Raw genomic sequence first — 19,084 nt, 5'->3', positions numbered from 1 at the left:
CCCCCCCCCACTCACCGCCGTCGGCGCTGCGTTCAGAAGCAGCACAACCGGGCGTCGTACGCCTCATCATAAGCCGCCCCGCCATCGCGGCCGGGCCCGCAATCGGCCCGGCACACGATCTCGGCGAAGCCTGTGCGGAGGCACGCGCTTCGCCGCTTACCCCCCAGCGATCTCCGCCGGGTCGTAATAGACGTTGACCTGCTGCAGCTTTCCGCCACGCACCGCAATCATATTGACTCCAGCGAGGGGATATTCACGCCCCGTATGGTCGCGAAACCGCGACTGCCATTCGAAGGCGCCCCGGTCCGCGTCTTCAACCGCACCGACGATCTTAACCTCAAGCACCGGGAAGCGATCAACGCTTTCCTGGTAGAACCGACGGATCTCGGCATGTCCAATGAGCCGGCCGAGCTCCGGCACCAGAAGTTCTGCATCCTCATTGTAACATGCGAGGATTGCCTCTACATCCCGCCCGCATTCCACAGCCCAGTAGTGCTCGACGACGTTGCGTGGCGTCATGTCGGATCGCCTTTCAATGAAGCTGCGTCAGCCCTTGTATCCGCCGATATATTGGCGAATTGCAGAGACAGAGCTCGGGTCGTTGAAGTTCTTGTAGGTCACCATGTTATACGGTAGCGGAATATACGCCGCCGGGGCTTTGGAAGGGTCCGTGAACAGATCATGCAGAACCTTCACTGCGGTTTCGCCCATCAAGACCGGGCTCTGCAGCACGGATGCCTTGATGACGCCCGACTTGATATAGTTGATCTCGCCGAGATCGGCATCGAAGCCGACGACGACGACCTTGTCCTGCAGGTGCATGCGCTGCACCGCTTCCGCCACGCCGAGCGCCGAGCGGTCATTGGCGCCAAAAATCACGTTGATCTTCGGGTTCCGCTCTAACAGGGTCTGCGTCTCCGTCAGCGCGGTCTGCGGAAGCGAATGGCTGATCTGCAGGCCGGCAAACTTCATCCCCGGGAACTTTGCCATCCCGGCCTTGAATCCGTCCCGGCGCGCACGGCCGGAGGTGGTCGAGAGGTTGTAATCGATGATTGCATACTCACCCTGGCCATGGACCATCTTCGCCGCGTAGGTCGCAACCGCCGCGGCCGCCGTCTCATTCGGCACGGCTGTGAAGGTCACGGCCTTCATCGGCGTCAGCGTCGAATCGGTCGCGACCACCGGAATATGCGCGGCCATTGCTTTCTCCACGGGCGGCAGCAGAGCAGTCGGGCTGTATGGCACAAGGATGATGCCGTCTACCTTCCGCGTGATCGCGGTATAGACCATGCCGATCTGCTTGCCGACATCCTGGGAGACCGAAGGTGCCTGAAACAGGGTTTGATAGCCGTATTTCGCTGCTTCCTTCTTGACGCCATCATATTCGCGCAGGAAATAGGGCGTTGCGTTTGAAGATGGAATGAATTCGATCGTCTTCTGCGACGCCGCCATAGCGGGCGCGGAAGCCAACACCGCCCCCATGATCGCACCGAGCGTGAGCCCCGCGCCGCACATCGTCTTCTCAATCCGCCGGTCGGCCTTTACCTTGGCAGCCATGACGTTGTCCCTTTCTTTTCTTGTTCTGCACGAAAGTCAGGCGAGCACCGCCATCTCAGATGGCGACGCGCTTGCGGAACGAGTCGACAAAAACCGCTCCGATTACGACGCAGCCCAGAATAACCGTCTGCGAGTAGGTTGAAACACCAAGCAAATCTGTCCCGTTGGCGAGAACGCCGATCAGCAGAACCCCCAGCATCGAGGCCCAGACAGTGCCCTGGCCACCGAACAAGCTGCCGCCGCCGATCACCACGGCGGCGATCGAGTCGAGCTCATAATTCGCGCCAGCAGTCGGCAGGGCAGAATTCACATAGGCGGTCAGCAGCACGCCACCGATCGCGGAGAGAATGCCAGACAGAATAAAGACGAGCACGACATTGCGCCGAACCGGCAAGCCGGAAAGCGCGGCCGCGCGCGGGTTGCTACCCACTGCATAGACGCCGCGGCCAAAGCGGGTTCGGCCCAGCAGGATTTGCCCGATCACCGCGAGCACCAGGCTGACCAGGATGATGTCGGGAAACACCCACACCGCGCCGGTGCCAAATCCGGTGAAGGCTGGTGGCAGCTCATAGATCGGCTCGCCGCCGGTCACCAGCAATGCCACGCCGCTCGCGATACTCAGCGTGCCGAGCGTGACGATGAAGGCCGGCACACGCGTGAACGCCGTCAGCAAACCGTTGATGAGTCCGACGATAAGTCCGATCGCCACAGCCACCAGAATGCCGAGCGCGATGCTTCCGGGGCCTCCGGTCGCGCCCATAACGCCCGCGCCAAGCACGCCGGAAAGCCCGATGATCGCCCCTTGCGAGAGATCAATCCCGGCGGTGATGATAACAAACGTCTGGCCGATCGCCAGAACCGCGATCACCGCGACCGACTGCAGCAGGTTCAGAACATTGTTGGCGCTCAGGAAGTTCGGGGCAGTAAGCGCGAAGCCGAGGATGAGCACAACAAGGACTGCTGCAACCAGAGAAGAGTTGAGAAGCGCGATCAGGCCGGATCGGAATCCGGCGCTATTAGCCGCTGATTTGTCTGTCATGGCAATTGTCCTTCGGCGGCTGCCTGGTCGGCGGCGCCCATCGTCATTTCGAGAAGATGGTCCTCGCTCGCCTCGCCGCGCCCATAGCACGCAACGACCCGTCCTTCGCGAAAGGCAATGATCCGATCCGCCGTTCCAAGAAGTTCAGGATTATAGTTGGAAACGAGGATGATCGCGTGCCCGGAATCCGCGAGATCGGCGATATGGCGATAGATCTCTGCCTTTGACCCGACATCCACACCCTTCGTCGGGTTGTTGAGCACAAGGCAGGGGCGGTCATGCAGAAACCACCGTCCAAGTACAACCTTCTGCTGGTTGCCGCCGGAAAGCGCGCGCGCAGGCAAGCGCGCATTGGCAGGCCGAACATTCATATGCCCGATCTCATGATTGACGGCGGCGCGCTCCTGCTGGCGGCGTAGAAAGCCGCCCCGCGAGACGAGCGGGCTCCGCGGCGCGGCAACCAGCGGCAGGCTCATATTGGTGGCGACCGAAAGGTCCAGCAACAGCGCTTCGGTGCGCCGATCCTCCGGCACATAGGCAACCCCGGCGCGCAGTGCCTCGGCCGCGTTCCGCGGCGCAAAGGCTTGCGCCAGCACCTCCATCCTGCCCGTCTGCAACGGGCGCAGCCCGCCCAGCATCTCACCAAAGGCGGCACTGCCGGATCCCACCGCCCCCGCGACGCCAAGGATTTCGCCCGCGCGGATCTCGAGTGACACCGGCTCGATCCCGTCGCAGCCAGCATTGTCGAGCCGAATGGAGGCCTGCGCGCGCGGGCCCGCGCGTCGCGCCGGATAGAACTCCGTCAGCGCCCGGCCAAGCATCGCACTGAGAATGCGCTCCCGGTCAACCTCGGCCATCCCGGCATCGAGCGTTACCTGCCCATCGCGCAGAACCGTGATCCGGTCGGCAACCTCGAAAACCTCCTCAAGATAGTGAGAAACGAAAACAACCGTATATCCCTCGTCGCGCAACCGCTTCATGATGGCGAGCACGGGTCGGATTTCGCGTTGCGTGAGAGAGGCGGTTGGTTCGTCGAAGAGGATGATCCTCGGCTTGCGCGCGAGGCATTTCAGGATCTCGACGACCTGCTGCTCAGCCACACTCAACTCGGCAACCGGGCGGGCAAGGTCTGGCCGCGGAAAGCCCAGCTCCCGCACCAGGCGCTCCGCATCCTCCTGCAGGCGGCGAAACTGCATCAGGCCCATGCGCACCGGCTCGCGGCCGATGAAGATATTCGAATATCCCGAGAGATGAGGAAACAGGCTCAACTCCTGAAAGATCAGCCCGACACCCGATTGCGCCGCCCGGGCCGGGTCCGCAAACACGGCAGGTGCGCCATCCAGCACGATGCTCCCCGCGCTCGGCGCCTGCGCCCCGCCCAGAACCTTGAGCAAGGTGCTCTTGCCGGAGCCGTTTTCACCCGCCAGCGCGTGGATCGTCCCGGGGCGGATATCGATGCTCACCCCATCCAGGGCGGTAATCGGCCCGAAACGAACGGAAAGGTCGCGAACACCGATCATGCTTGCCTCCGTCGCGGCAGGCCGCCGTCCCGCGGCGCCGCGCAGGATGCGCGCGCCACAAGGCGTGTCTGCAGCATGATACGATCGGGCGCGCTTGCCTCGGCACCGGCCAGGCGACGCAGCAGGAGGCGCGCCGCCGCCGCTCCCTGCTCCTCGGCCGGCCGGTCGATCACAGTCAGCGGCGGGTTGAGCAACATCCCGAGATCGAGGTCGTCGAAGCCAATCACCGAGATATCCTTCGGCACGCGCACTTTGCGGGCGGCCAAGGCCTTCAGCGTCCCGACCGTCATGACATTGTTCGCGCAAAAGACGGCGGTCGGCGGTTCCGGCAGGTCGAGCAACCGCATCATGGCCTGATAGCCACCGGACTCGCGAAAGTCGGCAACTTCGAGATGAGCGGCCTGCGGCTTGATCCCTGCTTCGGCAAGGGCTGCAAGGAAGCCATCATAGCGGATGCGCCCCGGCGTATTCACCAAAGGGCCGCTGATCATCGCGATTGCCTTATGCCCGAAGCCGAGAAGATGCCGGGCGGCGGCGGCCGCTCCCCCGCGATTGTCAACCAACACGCTATCAAAACTTTTTGCCGATAGCTCGCGGTCGACAAGCACGATCGGCATGCCGTCCCGCCGCACCTGCAGCGGTGTCTCTTCCTGCTCCGCCGCCGGCGCAAGGATGATGCCATCCACGCGCGGCATCACATCATGCAGCACAGCGTCCTCAACCTCTGTTGATTCGTCTGTATTGGCGAGAAGAAGGCGGTAGGAGGTATCGCGAAAAACCGATTCCACCCCCTTCGCCACCGCAGCAAAATAGGGGTTGGTGATATCAGGCACGATCATGGCGACCGCATAGTGAATACCCGAGCGCAGACTGCGTGCGGCCACGGCCGGGCGGTATTCCAGGGCTTCGATCGCTTCGAGAACGCGCTTGGCGCTCCGCACACGCTCACCCCGCAAATAGCGGGATACGGTCGCGATTGATACGCCGGCTTTCTTGGCGACGTCGGAGATTGTTATGGTCACTGATAACGTTTCCACTCTTACTGAAATCGATATCAGTTTCACGGCAAAGCCGTCAATCGCTTTTTCCCATCACGGCAGTTGTGCAGAGCACAACAAAGAAAAGAGCGGGCAGCCTTTCGCCGCCCGCCCCGCCAGCTATCGATAGGTGAGCGCCGGGATCGCTCGGCTATTCGCCGTAGGGAATCCAGATGTTCTTGACCTGCGTCGCACGGGCGAGGAACTGCCTCCCCTGCCCATCAGCCCCAGCCCAGTCTCGCGCCGCACCATCCTCGGCCCAGCTCTGCTTGAGGTTGCCGGCGGAGGCTTCCTCGACAAAGCGGCACGTGCCCTCGGTGCCGAAATACCAGATGGCGTCCACATCATCGTGCTCGGCGAGCGTCTTCGTCAACAGGTCGCGCTCGCCCGAGACGATGTTGACGACACCACCCGGCATATCCGATGTGTCGAGCACTTGATAGAGATCGGTCGCCGCCAGCGGCCAGCTTTGCGAGGGCAAGGCAACCACGCGATTGCCCATCGCGATCGCCGGAAGAACCAGTGAGATGAAGCCGAGCAGCGGATAGGCCGTCGGGCAGGCGATGCCGATAACGCCCAGCGGTTCATGCACGGCAAGCGTGACATGGGCCGACTTCGTCTGATGAACGGCGCCGTCGAACTTATCGGCCTGCGCCGCGTACCAGAAGATGCGGCGAAGCGCGATCTCGATCTCTTCCTCGGCAGCGCGGCTGCTGTGGCCGAAGCGCGTCAGCCGGGCGGCAAGCTCGCCCGCCCGCGCCGACATGTTCTCCGCCAGGTAATAGAGGATCTGGGCGCGGTTATGGCCGGTTTGCGCCGCCCAGCCGGCCGCCTTCCGCGCGGCTTCCACGGCATTGCGGATATCCTTGCGGTTGCCGGCGCCGGCAAGGCCTGCAAGCTTGCCGCCTTTCCCCGCAACGCCATAGCTGTAGCCGCTGTCGGGGCGCACCTGCTTGCCACCGATATAGAGCTTCGCCGTGCGGTCAATTGCGCTGGCTGCCATGGGCTCGCTCGGTGTCAGCACAAGCCCGGGCAGCGCCTCTTCGGGCTTGTTCGCCTTGGGCGAAGCAGATCGAAGATAGGCCGCCATGCCCTCGCGCCCGCCTTCCCGCCCGAAGCCGCTTTCGCGATAGCCGCCGAAGCCGGCGCCGGCATCGAAGATATTGGCGGCATTGATCCAGACCACCCCGGCCTTGACCCGCGCGGCGATATCGATCGCGAGGTTGATATTCTCCGACCACACGGAAGCCGCAAGGCCAAAGCGTGTGTTGTTGGCCAGCGCCACCGCATCATCCGGCGTGCGGAAGGCAGAGAGCGTGGCAACTGGGCCGAAGATCTCCTCGCTCGCCAGGATCGAGGCAGGCTCCACATTCAGCGCGAGGGTCGGCGGATAAAAGCAGCCCGCAGGTGCCGTGCCCTGCACCAGCTCCGCCCCCTCCGCCACACCCTGGCTGACCAGCCGGTCGATCCGCTCCCGCTGCGCCGGATGAACGATCGCGCCGATATCGGTTGATTTGTCCAAAGGATCGCCGGTGATGAGCTTCGCCAGGCGCGCGCGCAACAGCTCTGTGAAGCGCCCGGCCACGGGTTCCGCAACCAGAATGCGCGAACCCGCGCAGCAAACCTCGCCCTGATTGAACCAGATCGAATCGACCACGCCTTCGACCGCCGCATCGAGATCGGCATCGGCAAAGACGATGAACGGAGATTTCCCGCCGAGTTCGAGGGTCAGCGCCTTGCCGCTGCCGGCCGTCACCTTGCGGATGATACGGCCGACTTCGGTGGACCCGGTGAAGGCGATCTTGTCGATCCCGGCATGCGCAACCACCGCCGCCCCGGTCCTGCCATCACCGGTCACGATGTTCAAAACCCCCGGCGGCAGCCCGATCTCCTGGGCGATCTCGCCCAGCGCCAGCGCGGTCAGCGGCGTATATTCCGCGGGCTTCAGCACCACGGTATTGCCGGCGGCCAAGGCCGGCGCCACTTTCCAGGCAAGCATCAGGAGCGGGAAGTTCCAGGGGATGATCTGTCCACACACCCCGTGCGGCATGGCGCCGGGGAATTCATCGGCCAGAATTTCCGCCCAGCCTGCATGGTGATAGAAGTGGCGGATCACGAGCGGGATATCGACATCGCGCGTCTCGCGGATCGGCTTGCCGTTGTCGATTGTCTCGAGCACCGCGAGAAACCGCGCATGCTGCTGGATATGGCGGGCCAGGGCATAGAGATATTTGGCCCGCTCATGGCCGGAAAGCGCCGCCCAGCCCGGCTGCGCCGCACGCGCGGCGGCAACCGCCGCGTCGATATCGGCCTCGCTTCCCTGCGAGACCTGGGCAATGACCTGTCCGGTCGCCGGATTGCTCACCGCGAAAGTCTCCGCCGGCGCGGTGAAGGATCCGCCGATGAAATGGCCGAAGCCCGCCTCATGCCGCCGGAGCCAGTCGAGGACGATGCCCGGATCCTCGGGCGAAGGCCCGTATTCGAGGGTCTTGAGAATATCGACGACGATGTTCATGAGCTTGCCCTCTTACGCGAGCGATTGGCGGGAGGCGGATGCGTAGCGGCCGGTGACGTAATGCTCGAGCTGGCGTTCGATATCGCCGAGCATCGAGGAGGCGCCGAGCCGGAAGAGATGCGGAGAGAGCCAGGCATTGCCCATTTCCTCCTTCATCAGCATCTGCCAGTTCAGCGCGTCCTTCGCCGCCCGCATGCCGCCCGCCGGCTTGAACCCGACGCGCTGATCGGTCAACGCCTGATAATCCCGCAAAGCCCGCACCATCACCAGGCTGACAGGAAGCGTTGCGTTGACATCCTCCTTGCCGGTCGAGGTCTTGATGAAATCCGCCCCCGCCTGCATCGCGATCATCGAGGCGGCATAGACATGGCGAAGCGTCTTGAGGTCCCCCGTCGCGAGGATCGCCTTGAGATGCGCATGGCCGCAGGCCGCCCGCATGGCCGCCACCTCGTCGTAAAGCGCCTGCCAATCGCCGCGCAGAACATGCTCGCGGGTAATCACGATGTCGATCTCATCCGCGCCTTCGCCGACGGCGTAGCGGATCTCCTCCAGCCGCAGCGGCAGCGGCATCAGCCCCGCCGGGAAGCCGGTGGCAACAGAGGCGACCGGCACGCCGCTGCCGCGCAGCGCCCGCACGGCATGCGGAACCATGGTGGGATAGACGCAGACGGCGCCGACCGTGAGGCCAAGCCCCTCGATACCGAGCCCTTCCACGATGCGCTCCCCGAGCGGGCGGCGTGCCTTGGCGCACAGCCTGCGCACGCGCTCGGCCGTGTCATCCCCCGCCAAGGTCGTCAGGTCAATGCAGCGGACAGCGTTGAGAAGCCAGGCGGCCTGATAAGCTTTCTTGACCGAGCGCCGCGTGATGAGCGATGCGGCCCGTCTCTGCGCCGCGCTCGTATTGACGGCATGGCCCACGAACATCTCGGGCGTGAGCGGAATGCCCTTATTGCGCACGTCGTTCGGTCGTTCCCGCCCGCTTGAGCCGGATGCGGCCTGCGGCGAGATCAGCGTATCAACGGTCATGGGAATGCTCCATTGCATAGCGCGCTGTCGCTTCATCGGTGATGATCGTGTTGATCAGCCCCGCCCGCAAGGCGCCGAGGACGACGCCATGCTTGGGCAAGCCTGCCGCAATCCCGATCACACGCTCGCGTTGCCTGAGATCGGCGAAAGCAAGCCCGATCGTGCGCGCATCGAGTTCCTGGTCGACGATCTCGCCGCGGCTGTTGATGAAGCGGCCGAGCACATCGCCCACCGCGCCTGCGCGCGTCAGCCGCGTCATCTCATCCGGCAGTATGTTGCCTGATTTCAGCAAGACGGATTCCTCGCCGGCGACACCCATGGAAAACACCAGCAGCGGCGCCGCCCGCGCGCTTCGCATAACGTCGGAAACGATGCGGTCCTTCTCCAGCACTTCACGCGTCAGCTTCGCGCCAACAATCGCCGGCACCGGCAGCGGGATCATCTTGCCATTACCCTTGCGGGCGAAGGCCTCCGCAACATCATTGTGGTGCGCCGCCCCTGGGATCGGCGCGACCGTGCCGTTGATTTGCACAACAACAACCCCATCCGCCCAGCGCGGCGGCAACCAGTGCGCAACCGCGCCCATCGTCCGCCCCCAGGAAACGCCGAGGACCGTCGGGCGCGGCTTGATCGAGGCGAGGTAATAGCCCGCCGCCTGCGCCACGGCTTCGATCGGCTCCGGCGGATCGGGCGCCCCCGGTACCACCACCGCATCGCGCAGGCCGAAGGTGCGGGTCAGCGCGGTTTCGAGCTCCGGATGGCGCTGCGTGCGCGGCACGATCTCGATGCGCACGATGCCGAGATCCCGTGCCTCCTGCAAAAGCCGGCTTACCTGCCAGCGATTGAGCCCCGTCTCGTTGGCGATTTCGATGAGCGTGCAATCCTGCTGATAGGCCATGCGCGCTACCTTGACCATCAGATGGTCCCGGTTGGCCTGGGCGGGCAGACGGCTCGCCCGGCTCTCCGCTTCCTCGGTCATGGCCTCCTCCCTGTTGCAACCTGCGCCGCGCGATCCGCGAGCCGATGCAGGATCGGCGTCAGCGCCGCAACCGTATCCTGGTACTCGGCGAGCAGGCGCTGGTATTGCGCATGCATCCGGGCATCCGGCATCGCCCGGCGCGTCGGCGCGCGCAGTGCGGCCGCCGCTTGCGGCAGATCGAGGTAAAGGCCGAGGCCGACGCTGGCAGAAACGGCGCAGCCATAGAGCGAGAGGTTGTCATCCTCGGCAAGCTCCACCTCCTTGCCGAGCGCATCGATGGTCGCTTGCAACCAGAGCGGGTTGCGCTGAATGCCGCCCGCCAGCACCACCCGCTCGATCGCAACGCCCTGACATTCGAGATCAGAAACGACATTGGCGGCGCCGAGCGCAACCGCGGTCACGGCCGCGCGATAGATGCTCGCCCGGTCATGCGAGAGCGACAGGCCGAGAAAAGCCCCGCGCAGCCGCGCATCGCGATAGGGCGTGCGGTTGCCCATCCAGAAATCGAGCGCGAGAAGGCCCGTCTCCTCCGGCTCGATCGCGCCGGCCGCTTGCAGAAGTGGCCCAAGCTGCCCATCGCCGAGGCCGAAGATATCCTGAGACAGCCATTTGAGGATCGAGCCCGCCGAGACCTGCCCGCCTTCGATCATGCGCAGCCCCGGCGTCAGCGCATTCGGGTAAGGCCCCCAAACGCCCGAGATCGGGCGGCCGTCATCCGGCACCTGGGTGAGATGGACATTCGATGTGCCGCCGATCAGCAGCATGGATCCCGGCATGATGGCATCGGCGCCGAAGGTGCCCATATGCGCGTCGATCCCGGACTGAACGACGACAGGTGCGCCACGGATGCCGAGTTCGCGCGCCACTTCGGGCAGCAGCGGCGCGATCACCTCTCCGATCCGCGCAATGCGCGGCGGCAGCCGCCCGGCGAGTTCGGGAATCCCAAGCCTCTCGTAGAGATCGGGGCAGAAGCGAAAGGCGCGGCTGTCGAAATTCCATTTGCAGGTGGCGTTCATCAGCGAGCCGCACCATGCGCCCGTCAGCCGGAAGTTGATGTAGTCGAGCGCCTCGCAGACAATCTCCGTCCGGCTCCACAGCTCCGGCTCATGCGCCGCCAGCCACATCGCCTTCGGCACCAGCCATTCGACAGCATCTGAGCCGCCGCTGAACGCCATCACAGGATGATCGATCGCCGTGCGCCCGGCCTCCTCCGCTGCGCGCGCATCCATCCAGAGGATGGCGGGTGCCAGCGGCTGGCCCTCGCGGTCGGCCACCACAACGGTCGAGGAAAAGGTCGCGACCGAGACGGCGGCAATCTCCGGCTCGCCGGCGGCGGCCAGAACCTCCGGCACAGCGCGGCGGAGTGCCGCCCACCAGTCGCGCGGGTTCTGCTCGGCGCGATTGGGTGGAAGATGCCGCGTCGGGTAGCCAACCTCGCTCTTGGCGATAATCCGCCGTCGCGCATGGTCAAACACCGCCGCCCGCGCGCCGTTCGTGCCGATATCGAGGCTGAGCGTCTTCGTCATTCTTGCTTCCCTCCCCGGCCACCGGCTCAAAGGTGGAAGAGAACCTTGGAGAAATGCAAATCCCGCGCGGCGAAGCGCTTGAAGATGCCCGGCAGCTCGGCGAGGTCGAGATCGTGGGAAATCATGAACTCCCACTTCAAGGCGCCGGTCGCGAAGGCATCCAGCGTCGTCGTCCACTGCGCGCCAGGGAAAGGCGCGCCAAAACTATTCCAAGATCCGTGCAGCGAAATCTCCTGCCGCAGGAGATGCTGGAAGGTCTTGTTCGCGAGCGTCACATCGGGCACCGGAATGCCGATGAAGGAGACATGGCCGCCAGGCCCGGCCAGCACCACAGCGGTGTTGATCGTCGCATCGAAGCCGACCGCCTCGACCACGACATGGGCAGAGGCTTTCGCCGCCTCGGCATCCTGGGAAAGGATGCAGCGCGAGGCGCCGGCTTCGCGGGCAAGCGCCAGCTTCTCCTCTGAAACATCGACCGCAATCACCTGCGACGCGCCCATCAGCCGCATCCATTGAATGACATAGAGGCCGATGGGCCCGCAGCCGACAACCGCGCCCGTCTGCCCCACCGTCAGCCCGCCGGCCTTCCACAAGGCATGCAGCGCGATCGACGCCGGATCGGTCATCGCGACCGCGCGGGGATCGACATGCTGCGGCACTTTCAGCAGGTTGCCGACAGGCACGGCGACGAATTCGGCATAAGCCCCATCCCGCCGGCTGCCGAAGTAATCGTAGTTCCGGCAACGCGAGAAATTCCCGCTCTTGCACTGGTCGCAGACGCCGCAAGGGATCAGCGGTGCGACGGCCACAAGCTCGCCGATGCTCCAGCCCTCCACCTGCGCGCCGCGCTCGACGACGTGGCCTGAGAATTCGTGCCCGGTGATGAGCGGCATCTTCCACGCGCCTTTGACAAGCATGCGCGGCAGGTCGGAGCCGCAGACGCCGACGGAGGCGACGCGCAGCAGCACCTCGCCCGGCCCCGGCCGCGGCACGGGGCGCTCCTCGAGCCTGATGTCACCAGGAGCGTGAAGAACGATCGCGCGCATGCCCAGGCCCTCATCGGCGGCATCACGGATGTGCCCGCTGATCACCGATGTGATACCGCCCCAGCCGCTGCCGCGTCAAGCGTCGTCACAAATGTGACGAACAATCACCTCGGTTGCGGCTCGCGGCGCTCTATTCCTCCAAGGGATTGCCCGAGACGAAACCGCCATCCACTTCGAGGCACATGCCGGTGATGTAAGATGCAGCCGGCGAGGCGAGAAACAGGCAGGCGCCGACGAGATCCTCCGTCGTCCCCCAGCGGCCGAGCGCCGTGCGGCGGGAGACGGCCTGCTCTCCGAAGGGAACCGACCATATCGGCTTCGTCATATCCGTCTTGTGGTATCCGGGCGCGACCGAATTCACCCGGATGCCCTCCCGCCCCCATTGATGAGCGAGCGCGCGGGTAAGGCCGAGGACGCCCGTTTTCGAGGCGGTATAGGCAGGCACGCCGGGATCGGCCATGAAGGACAGCATCGAGGCGATGTTGATGATACACCCGTGGCTTTCGGCCAGCTGGCCGTGCAGGCCGATTGCAAGGCGGAACTGGCTGTTGAGGTTGATGTCCATGGTATCGAGGAAGATCTCCTCCTCCCATTCCAGCCCGCCGCGGGCGATCCCCGCGGCATTGACCAGCACATGGCATGCCGCCTGATCGGCGCAGAAGGCCTTCACCGCCGGCCGATCCCGCACGTCGAGCTGCACGAACCGCACATCCCCCGCCTCAGCGCCGAGCCCGGCGATCTTTTCGGCGGAAGAGCCAAGCGCCGTCACTTTGGCGCCGAGCTTCGCGAAGCCGCGCGCGATATCGAGGCCGATGCCGCTCGTGGCGCCGGCAACAATCACATGCTGATCCGCGAAAAGCCCCTCGCGGAAGGTCTGCGTTTTATCCGTCATGGAGATGACCTCTCGTCAGGAGAAGCGGCGAGCCTGTCCAACTCGCCGTAAAAGCTTTGCGCGGAGAGATAGAGCCGGTCGAAGATCGGCTGCATGCGGGCATAGGTCTCGGCCCAGCGCGGGTCGGGCCGCACCTCGCGGCTATAGCGCACGAGGCGCGAGGCGGCATCGCCGAGGCTGCTCGCGGCACCGGTCGCCACCGCCGCCAGCACCGCACAGCCGACAAGGCCGCATTCGGCCTCTTCCGGGATGAGGATCGGCCGGTCGTAGACCGATGCCTTGATCTGGAGCCAGAGATCCGCTTTGGCCCCGCCGCCGGATGCGATGAGCACCTCCGCCCGCCTGGCCGTCACACGGTCCATCACGGCGAGATGGCGGTTGACCGCGAAAGCAACCCCTTCGAACACCGCCCTGTGCATGTGCGAAAGGCCGTGGCCCGCGGTCAGGCCGAAGAACTGCGCGCGGGAATTGCGATGCGCGCCGAGACGCTCGCCCGCGAGATAGGGCAGGAAGAAAAGCCGCTCCGCGCCGGCAGGCGATGTCGCCGCCATCTGCAGGATCTCGCCATACTCCATCTCCCCGCCATGGAAGGCGCGGCGGGCCCAGCGGGCCGAATCTCCCCCCGCTTCGAGGAGGACGAAGGCGCCCCAATTGCCCCCCGGCATGCCGACATTGCAGATCTCCCGGTCGAGCACCGGCGCATCGGCGATCACGGTGATGATCGAGGATGTGCCGGCAACCTCAGACGCCATGCCGCGGCGGCAGACGCCCGAGCCGAGCAGTGCCACCGGATAATCCGCGCCGCCGACGAGCACGGGCGTGCCCTGGGCTAGCCCCGTCGCCGCCGCCGCCGCCGCTGTCACAGCCCCGAGGAGATCGGTCGGCAGGCGCACGGGCGGCATCATCGCGGGGTCGAGGCCGAGGCGCGCGAAAACCTCCCCCGACCACTCGCCCGTTTGCGGGTTCATCAGGAAGGAGCAGGCCGCATCCGTCCAATCCATCGCCCGCTCGCCCGTCAGCCGCAGATTGACGAAGTCCTTCGGCATCATCACCGTGCGCGTCTTCGCCCAGGCCTCGCTGTCATGATCGCGCAGCCATTGCAGCTTGAAGGCGGGCCAGGCCGGCGTCGGTGGATTGGCTGTCAAGGGCAGCCAGGCCGCGAGATCTTCCCGCGCCTCGAAGTCCCGCACGTAATCGAGCGTGCGCTTGTCGTTCCAAAGGGGCACGGCCGCGCGCGCGGGCAGGCCCTCCTCGTCGATCAGCACCGTGCCGTGCATCTGCCCGCAAGCCACCACAGCCTCGATCGCGAGCCCCCGCATGCGGGCCTCGGCGGTGACCGCACGGAGCGTCTCGCAGGCGGCGGCCCACCAATCCTCCGCCCGCTGCTCTGCCCAGCCATAGGCCGGCACGATCTGGTCATAGCTCTTCGCCGCGATGAAGACGATGTGCCCGCGGTGATCGACAAGCGCCGCGCGCGTCGAGCCGGTTCCGATATCAAGCGCCGCGATGACCTGCATGGCGGTCAGCGGCGGAAGACCTTGGAGACGTTCTGGATGACCACGGCAATCACGATGATGATGCCGAGATAGACCTCCTGGTGATAGCCCGGAACGCCGGCCAGGTTCATGATATTGCCGATGATCCCGAGGATCATGACACCGAGAAAGGTGTTGATGCTGCCGCCCGAGCCGCCCATCAGGCTCGCGCCGCCGATGACGACGGCGGCGATCGCGTTAAGCTCGTCGCCGACCGCCACATCCGGAGAGCCGACCCCCGACCGCGCGGTGATGAGAACGCCCGCCAAGGCGGCGAGCGCGCCCGAGATGATATAGACCATCAGAACATGCAGCGGCACCGAGATGCCCGAAAGCCGCACCGCCTCTTCATTCGATCCGATCGCCTTCACCAACCTGCCGAAGCGGGTGAAGTTCAGAACGACGAGCGCAATCAGGAAGGCCGCGAACATCACGATGGCAGGCGCCGGAATGCCCAGCACGAAGGAGGTGCCGAAATCCGTCAGCACCTGGCCCTTCTGCCCCACCACGATCGTCTGGCCGTTCGCGGCGATCAAGGCATAGCCGCGCGCGGCCGTCATCATCGCAAGCGTTATCACGAAGGCCGGCAGGCGGAAGAAGGCGATGAAGATGCCCGAGATCGCGCCGCAGCCGGCCCCGATCCCGATCACCATCGGCACCGCGAGATACCAGGGATAGTCATTGAGAAAGAGCGCCGAGACGACCGAGCCGAGCGCCGCGACAGAACCCACCGAGAGGTCGATCCCCGCGGTCAGGATCACGAGCAGCATGCCGACCGATATCAGGCCCGTGCCCGACATCTGCAGCAGCATGTTCATCACATTGCCTTCCGTCAGGAAGGCTTTCGATTGCGAAGCGGCAAAGGCCACCAGGAGGATGAAAATGACGACGGTGCCGTAGGTGCGGAACAGCTTGCCGAAATGCACCGCGCGCTTCGGGCCGCCTTCGCTGATGGTCGCGCTGGTCTCGCTCATGATGCGTCCCCCTGGGCCGCATATCCGGCGTTCGGCGCCGTTGCATGGGTCATCGACAGTCTCAGCAATGTTTCCTCCTGGTACTCCGCCGGCGTCAAGCTTCCGCGCAGCTCCCCCTCGCCCATCACCAGAATCCGGTCGCAGAGACCGAAAAGCTCCGCATGCTCCGAGGATATGACGATCACCGCCTTGCCCGCGGCCGCCAGGCGGTGGATGAGCGAATAGATCTCGCTCTTGGCGCCGACATCGACGCCGCGCGTCGGTTCATCGAGGATGATGAGATCAACATCGGCGTGGAACCACTTGGCGAGCACGACCTTCTGCTGGTTGCCGCCCGAGAGGCTCGAGACCGGATCGTTCATCGAGCCGAGTTTGATCCGGAGTTTCTTGATGAGTTGGCCGACGACGCGGCGCTCCTTCGCCTGGTTGAAAAATCCCGCAACCGTCACGGCGGCGGTATTGGCCATCGTGGCGTTGTCGCGAATTGCAAAATCAAGCACGGCGCCCTGGCCCTTGCGGTCCTCCGGCACGAGGCCAACGCCGCGCCTGACAGCCTGGCGCGGAGAGCGCGGCCTGTAGGCCTGCCCGCAGAGCTCCATCCTGCCCCCGCTCACCGGATCGGCGCCGAAGATCGCGCGCGCAACCTCCGTCCGCCCCGAGCCCACGAGGCCGCCGAGCCCCACGATCTCGCCGCGTCGGATCTCGAAGGACACGTTCTTAACGCCGTTCGGCAGCGAAAGATCGGCCACCCGCAAAATCGTGTCGCCCTGCGCCGTCTCCGGCTTCTCGCCGAAAAGCTGGGCGATCGGGCGCCCCACCATCATGCGGATCAGATCGTCCATGCTCGTGCTGGCGGGCGTCACGGTGGCCACGTTGCGCCCGTCCTTCATCACCGAAACCCGGTCGGCAATCTCATAGATCTCCCGCAAGCGATGTGAGATATAGACGATGCCGACACCACTTGCGCGCAAGTCGCGAATGATCCGCAAAAGCCGCGATGCATCGCCGGTGGAGAGCACCGCCGTCGGCTCGTCGAAGACGATGACCTTGACCTGGCGCGAAAGCGCCTTGGCGATCTCGACCACCTGGCGATGCGCGACCGAGAGATCGGCAACGAGCGCCTGCGGCGCGATATCGAAGCCCAGCCGGGCAATCAATGCGCGCGCCCGGCCGTTCAGCTCACGCCAGTTCAGATAGTGCGGAAGGTCGCCGAGGAAGATGTTCTCGGCAACCGTCAGATCCTGGGCCAGCGCCATTTCCTGGTGAATGATGGAAATGCCGTGGCGGATCGCGTCGAGCGGCCGGGCAAGGCGGACCACCTCCCCCGCAAGCGCGATCACCCCCTCATTCGGCTGGATCTCGCCGCCCAACACCCGCATGAGGGTGGATTTGCCGGCGCCGTTTTCGCCCACAAGCGCATGAACCTCGCCCGCTTCGAGCGCGAAGCCGACATTGCTCAAGGCATGAATGCCGGCGAAAGACTTGGAGATATTTTTCAGTTCAACGAGCGCCGCCACACCAGCCCTCCGCCGTTTGCAGGATCACCCAGCTGGCCGCCCCCTGCTGGGGCGGCCAGGCACAGTCGTCACAGAGGGCCTTCTGCCGGATGCGGCAGCAACAAGGCGATCAGAAGACCGATTTCGGATCGTAGTATTTGCCCACATTCGCCTTCGTAATCGCGACGGGCGGGGTGAAGGTGTAATAGTCGAGCTTCTTGGTCAGCTTACCCTCCAGCGCCTGAACGCCGAGATCGACCGCCATCCGGCCGAGGATCGTCGGGCTGTTGAGGCCGGTCGCGCCGTATTCACCCTTCTGGATCAGCTCCAACGCCTGCTTCTGCCCGTCCGCCGCCGCCACCAGCAGAATGCCCTTGAGCCGGCCTGCCGCCTGCAGCGCCTTGCGCGCGCCGAGCACCATCGAATCATTCTCGCCGAGCACAACATTGATATCGGGATGCGCGGTCAGCAGATCCTCCATGGCCTTGAGCCCGCCATCGGTCGTCCAGCCGCCCCAGCCCTGGCCGACGATATCGACATTGGCATGGCCGTAATTGGTCAGGAGCCCGTCCATCAGGCCGGTGATCACGCCGAGGCGGCGCGCCTGCCCCACGAGATTGCCCTGGTCGCCCGAAATCAGGGCGATCTTGACAGGCTTGCCGCCCGTCTGCTTCGCCAGCCACTGGCCGACGAGCTGGCCGTTCTCGCCGTTATCGGCCGATACGTTGGTCACGATATCGGCCCCGTGGGCAAAGAGGGAATCCATCCCGATCACCTTCACGCCGCGGCGGGCGGCGGCATTCACCGCGGGGATGAGGCCATTCGGATCGCGCGGATTGACGATCAGCACATTCACCCCGGCCGCCACCATGTCCTGAATATCGCCGATCTGCTTGACCATGTTGTTCTGGGCATCGGAGGTGCGAACATTGCAGCCGTCCTTCTTGGCCTCAGCAACGGCTGCCTGCATCTGCGCGGCGAAGTAGGGTGCGCCGAGCGTGTACATTGACACGCCAACCTCGCAGGCTGGTGCGGCGCGCGCACTCGTCCCGAAGGCAAGAGCCGCCAGCATCGCGCCGGCAACGAGGGCATAGTTCATCCGATCCTCCCGATTTTTGATTGCGCCCGGCATGTCGAGGCCTGACTTCGGGCAAAACAGTAATGGGCGCACAGAGAGCCGTCAATAGAATTCCAACAGTTTATGTTGTAAAATTACCTATTTCTCTTGTGGTGCGGGTCGTTATGGCCTATATCGCGGGTGTTTGTGGATTTTTATTCCAGGACTAGGGGGCAAACCGCCATGAACCTTGCCGAGCCCAGGCTCTGCTCCGTCTCCATTGCAACCGGCATGCTGGTCAATGGCGACAGCCATTACCGCAAGACCTTCCGGGATCTCTCCGGGCTCTATGCGGACGAGCGAGCCTTCGGCCAGCTTCTCGCCAACGCGGCGGATGATGTCGCGTACGAGGTGACATCCTATGCCGCAGGGGACAGGGCGACGGATTTCATCCTCGGCGTCACCCGCATGCGGCCGGGCAAGGTCGGGCGCGAATACTATCTCACGCGCGGGCATATCCATGCCGCGGCCGACAGGCCGGAGGTGTATCATGTCCTGGCCGGCCACGGCCTGATGCAGATGGAAAGCCCGGGCGGCGAGGTCCGCCTGGTCGAGATGCGGCCGCAGGATATCTGCTACGTGCCGCCCTTCTGGATTCATCGCTCGGTCAACCTCGGCGAGACCGATCTCGTCATGTTTTTTTCCTACCCCGCGGATTCCGGGCAGGATTACGGGATCATCGAGCGTGCCCATGGCATGCGCGTCCGCATCATGGAGGATGGCCAAGGCGGCTGGCGGCAGGAGCCCAATCCGCACTGGCGGCCGCGCAGCGCGGAGGAGACCGCCGCGATCCTCGCGGGCGAAAGTGCCACGGCCTGAGGCGAA

Annotated in this window: 16 protein-coding genes; 1 reads left to right on the top strand and 15 read right to left on the bottom strand. The window is 64.8% G+C overall.

What is annotated here, in order from left to right; genetic code table 11:
• Nucleotides 1–156: 156 nt before the first annotated feature.
• The 15 genes from ACYQ7X_RS00775 to ACYQ7X_RS00705 all read right to left on the bottom strand — a co-directional run bounded on the left by ACYQ7X_RS00775 (nucleotide 157) and on the right by ACYQ7X_RS00705 (nucleotide 18,241).
• Nucleotides 157–519, bottom strand: a complete 363-nt coding sequence (locus tag ACYQ7X_RS00775) for a nuclear transport factor 2 family protein (RefSeq protein WP_459694910.1) — start codon at nucleotides 517–519, stop codon at nucleotides 157–159.
• Nucleotides 520–546: 27 nt separating this feature from the next.
• Nucleotides 547–1,557 (bottom strand): sugar ABC transporter substrate-binding protein, encoded by a 1,011-nt coding sequence (locus ACYQ7X_RS00770; protein WP_459694909.1) that lies wholly within the window; start codon nucleotides 1,555–1,557, stop codon nucleotides 547–549.
• 55 nt (nucleotides 1,558–1,612) lie between these two features.
• Nucleotides 1,613–2,596 carry an ABC transporter permease gene (locus tag ACYQ7X_RS00765; protein WP_459694908.1) on the bottom strand — a complete coding sequence of 328 codons (984 nt, stop codon included), beginning with the start codon at nucleotides 2,594–2,596 and terminating at the stop codon, nucleotides 1,613–1,615.
• Complete coding sequence (locus ACYQ7X_RS00760; RefSeq protein WP_459694907.1) at nucleotides 2,593–4,116, bottom strand: sugar ABC transporter ATP-binding protein; 1,524 nt, start codon at nucleotides 4,114–4,116, stop codon at nucleotides 2,593–2,595. Before ACYQ7X_RS00760 ends, ACYQ7X_RS00765 begins: the two co-directional genes overlap by 4 nt.
• Nucleotides 4,113–5,138 (bottom strand): LacI family DNA-binding transcriptional regulator, encoded by a 1,026-nt coding sequence (locus tag ACYQ7X_RS00755; protein ID WP_459694906.1) that lies wholly within the window; start codon nucleotides 5,136–5,138, stop codon nucleotides 4,113–4,115. The genes ACYQ7X_RS00760 and ACYQ7X_RS00755 overlap by 4 nt, the downstream gene beginning before the upstream one ends.
• Nucleotides 5,139–5,304: 166 nt before the next feature.
• Nucleotides 5,305–7,668 carry an aldehyde dehydrogenase family protein gene (locus ACYQ7X_RS00750; protein ID WP_459694905.1) on the bottom strand — a complete coding sequence of 788 codons (2,364 nt, stop codon included), beginning with the start codon at nucleotides 7,666–7,668 and terminating at the stop codon, nucleotides 5,305–5,307.
• A 12-nt stretch (nucleotides 7,669–7,680) separates the two neighbouring features.
• On the bottom strand, nucleotides 7,681–8,694 hold the full coding sequence (gene deoC / locus ACYQ7X_RS00745; RefSeq protein WP_459694904.1) for a deoxyribose-phosphate aldolase: 1,014 nt from the start codon (nucleotides 8,692–8,694) through the stop codon (nucleotides 7,681–7,683).
• Nucleotides 8,684–9,673: a sugar-binding transcriptional regulator gene (locus tag ACYQ7X_RS00740; protein ID WP_459694903.1), complete on the bottom strand. Its 990-nt coding sequence runs from the start codon at nucleotides 9,671–9,673 to the stop codon at nucleotides 8,684–8,686. The genes deoC and ACYQ7X_RS00740 overlap by 11 nt, the downstream gene beginning before the upstream one ends.
• On the bottom strand, nucleotides 9,670–11,199 hold the full coding sequence (locus ACYQ7X_RS00735; RefSeq protein WP_459694902.1) for an FGGY-family carbohydrate kinase: 1,530 nt from the start codon (nucleotides 11,197–11,199) through the stop codon (nucleotides 9,670–9,672). The genes ACYQ7X_RS00740 and ACYQ7X_RS00735 overlap by 4 nt, the downstream gene beginning before the upstream one ends.
• A gap of 26 nt (nucleotides 11,200–11,225) precedes the next feature.
• Nucleotides 11,226–12,191: a galactitol-1-phosphate 5-dehydrogenase gene (locus tag ACYQ7X_RS00730; protein WP_459694901.1), complete on the bottom strand. Its 966-nt coding sequence runs from the start codon at nucleotides 12,189–12,191 to the stop codon at nucleotides 11,226–11,228.
• A gap of 184 nt (nucleotides 12,192–12,375) precedes the next feature.
• The gene (locus tag ACYQ7X_RS00725; RefSeq protein WP_459694900.1) at nucleotides 12,376–13,137 is read right to left on the bottom strand and encodes an SDR family NAD(P)-dependent oxidoreductase; all 762 of its coding nucleotides are present in this window, start codon (nucleotides 13,135–13,137) and stop codon (nucleotides 12,376–12,378) included.
• Nucleotides 13,134–14,654, bottom strand: coding sequence for a xylulokinase (locus tag ACYQ7X_RS00720; protein WP_459694899.1), 1,521 nt, complete (start codon nucleotides 14,652–14,654; stop codon nucleotides 13,134–13,136). The genes ACYQ7X_RS00725 and ACYQ7X_RS00720 overlap by 4 nt, the downstream gene beginning before the upstream one ends.
• A gap of 5 nt (nucleotides 14,655–14,659) precedes the next feature.
• Nucleotides 14,660–15,646: an ABC transporter permease gene (locus ACYQ7X_RS00715; RefSeq protein WP_459694898.1), complete on the bottom strand. Its 987-nt coding sequence runs from the start codon at nucleotides 15,644–15,646 to the stop codon at nucleotides 14,660–14,662.
• The gene (locus tag ACYQ7X_RS00710; RefSeq protein WP_459694897.1) at nucleotides 15,643–17,163 is read right to left on the bottom strand and encodes a sugar ABC transporter ATP-binding protein; all 1,521 of its coding nucleotides are present in this window, start codon (nucleotides 17,161–17,163) and stop codon (nucleotides 15,643–15,645) included. Before ACYQ7X_RS00710 ends, ACYQ7X_RS00715 begins: the two co-directional genes overlap by 4 nt.
• A 109-nt stretch (nucleotides 17,164–17,272) precedes the next feature.
• Nucleotides 17,273–18,241, bottom strand: coding sequence for a substrate-binding domain-containing protein (locus ACYQ7X_RS00705; protein ID WP_459694896.1), 969 nt, complete (start codon nucleotides 18,239–18,241; stop codon nucleotides 17,273–17,275).
• 201 nt (nucleotides 18,242–18,442) lie between these two features.
• On the opposite strand from ACYQ7X_RS00705, the gene ACYQ7X_RS00700 reads away from it, so the two are divergent.
• Nucleotides 18,443–19,078 (top strand): glucose-6-phosphate isomerase family protein, encoded by a 636-nt coding sequence (locus ACYQ7X_RS00700; RefSeq protein WP_459694895.1) that lies wholly within the window; start codon nucleotides 18,443–18,445, stop codon nucleotides 19,076–19,078.
• Nucleotides 19,079–19,084 lie beyond the last annotated feature (6 nt).

Source organism: Acidisoma sp. C75, from assembly GCF_054665095.1.
The sequence above is the reverse complement of the archived record's forward strand: the minus strand, read 5'-3'. Positions and strand labels throughout refer to the sequence as shown.

Bases quoted from the DNA above. Each gene is read 5' to 3' on its own strand.
- ACYQ7X_RS00715 (WP_459694898.1), bottom strand. From the start codon at position 15,646: ATGAGCGAGACCAGCGCGACCATCAGCGAAGGCGGCCCGAAGCGCGCG.
- ACYQ7X_RS00770 (WP_459694909.1), bottom strand. From the start codon at position 1,557: ATGGCTGCCAAGGTAAAGGCCGACCGGCGGATTGAGAAGACGATGTGC.
- ACYQ7X_RS00760 (WP_459694907.1), bottom strand. From the start codon at position 4,116: ATGATCGGTGTTCGCGACCTTTCCGTTCGTTTCGGGCCGATTACCGCC.
- ACYQ7X_RS00700 (WP_459694895.1), top strand. From the start codon at position 18,443: ATGAACCTTGCCGAGCCCAGGCTCTGCTCCGTCTCCATTGCAACCGGC.
- deoC (WP_459694904.1), bottom strand. From the start codon at position 8,694: ATGACCGTTGATACGCTGATCTCGCCGCAGGCCGCATCCGGCTCAAGC.
- ACYQ7X_RS00725 (WP_459694900.1), bottom strand. From the start codon at position 13,137: ATGACGGATAAAACGCAGACCTTCCGCGAGGGGCTTTTCGCGGATCAG.
- ACYQ7X_RS00720 (WP_459694899.1), bottom strand. From the start codon at position 14,654: ATGCAGGTCATCGCGGCGCTTGATATCGGAACCGGCTCGACGCGCGCG.
- ACYQ7X_RS00775 (WP_459694910.1), bottom strand. From the start codon at position 519: ATGACGCCACGCAACGTCGTCGAGCACTACTGGGCTGTGGAATGCGGG.
- ACYQ7X_RS00765 (WP_459694908.1), bottom strand. From the start codon at position 2,596: ATGACAGACAAATCAGCGGCTAATAGCGCCGGATTCCGATCCGGCCTG.
- ACYQ7X_RS00705 (WP_459694896.1), bottom strand. From the start codon at position 18,241: ATGAACTATGCCCTCGTTGCCGGCGCGATGCTGGCGGCTCTTGCCTTC.
- ACYQ7X_RS00750 (WP_459694905.1), bottom strand. From the start codon at position 7,668: ATGAACATCGTCGTCGATATTCTCAAGACCCTCGAATACGGGCCTTCG.
- ACYQ7X_RS00740 (WP_459694903.1), bottom strand. From the start codon at position 9,673: ATGACCGAGGAAGCGGAGAGCCGGGCGAGCCGTCTGCCCGCCCAGGCC.
- ACYQ7X_RS00735 (WP_459694902.1), bottom strand. From the start codon at position 11,199: ATGACGAAGACGCTCAGCCTCGATATCGGCACGAACGGCGCGCGGGCG.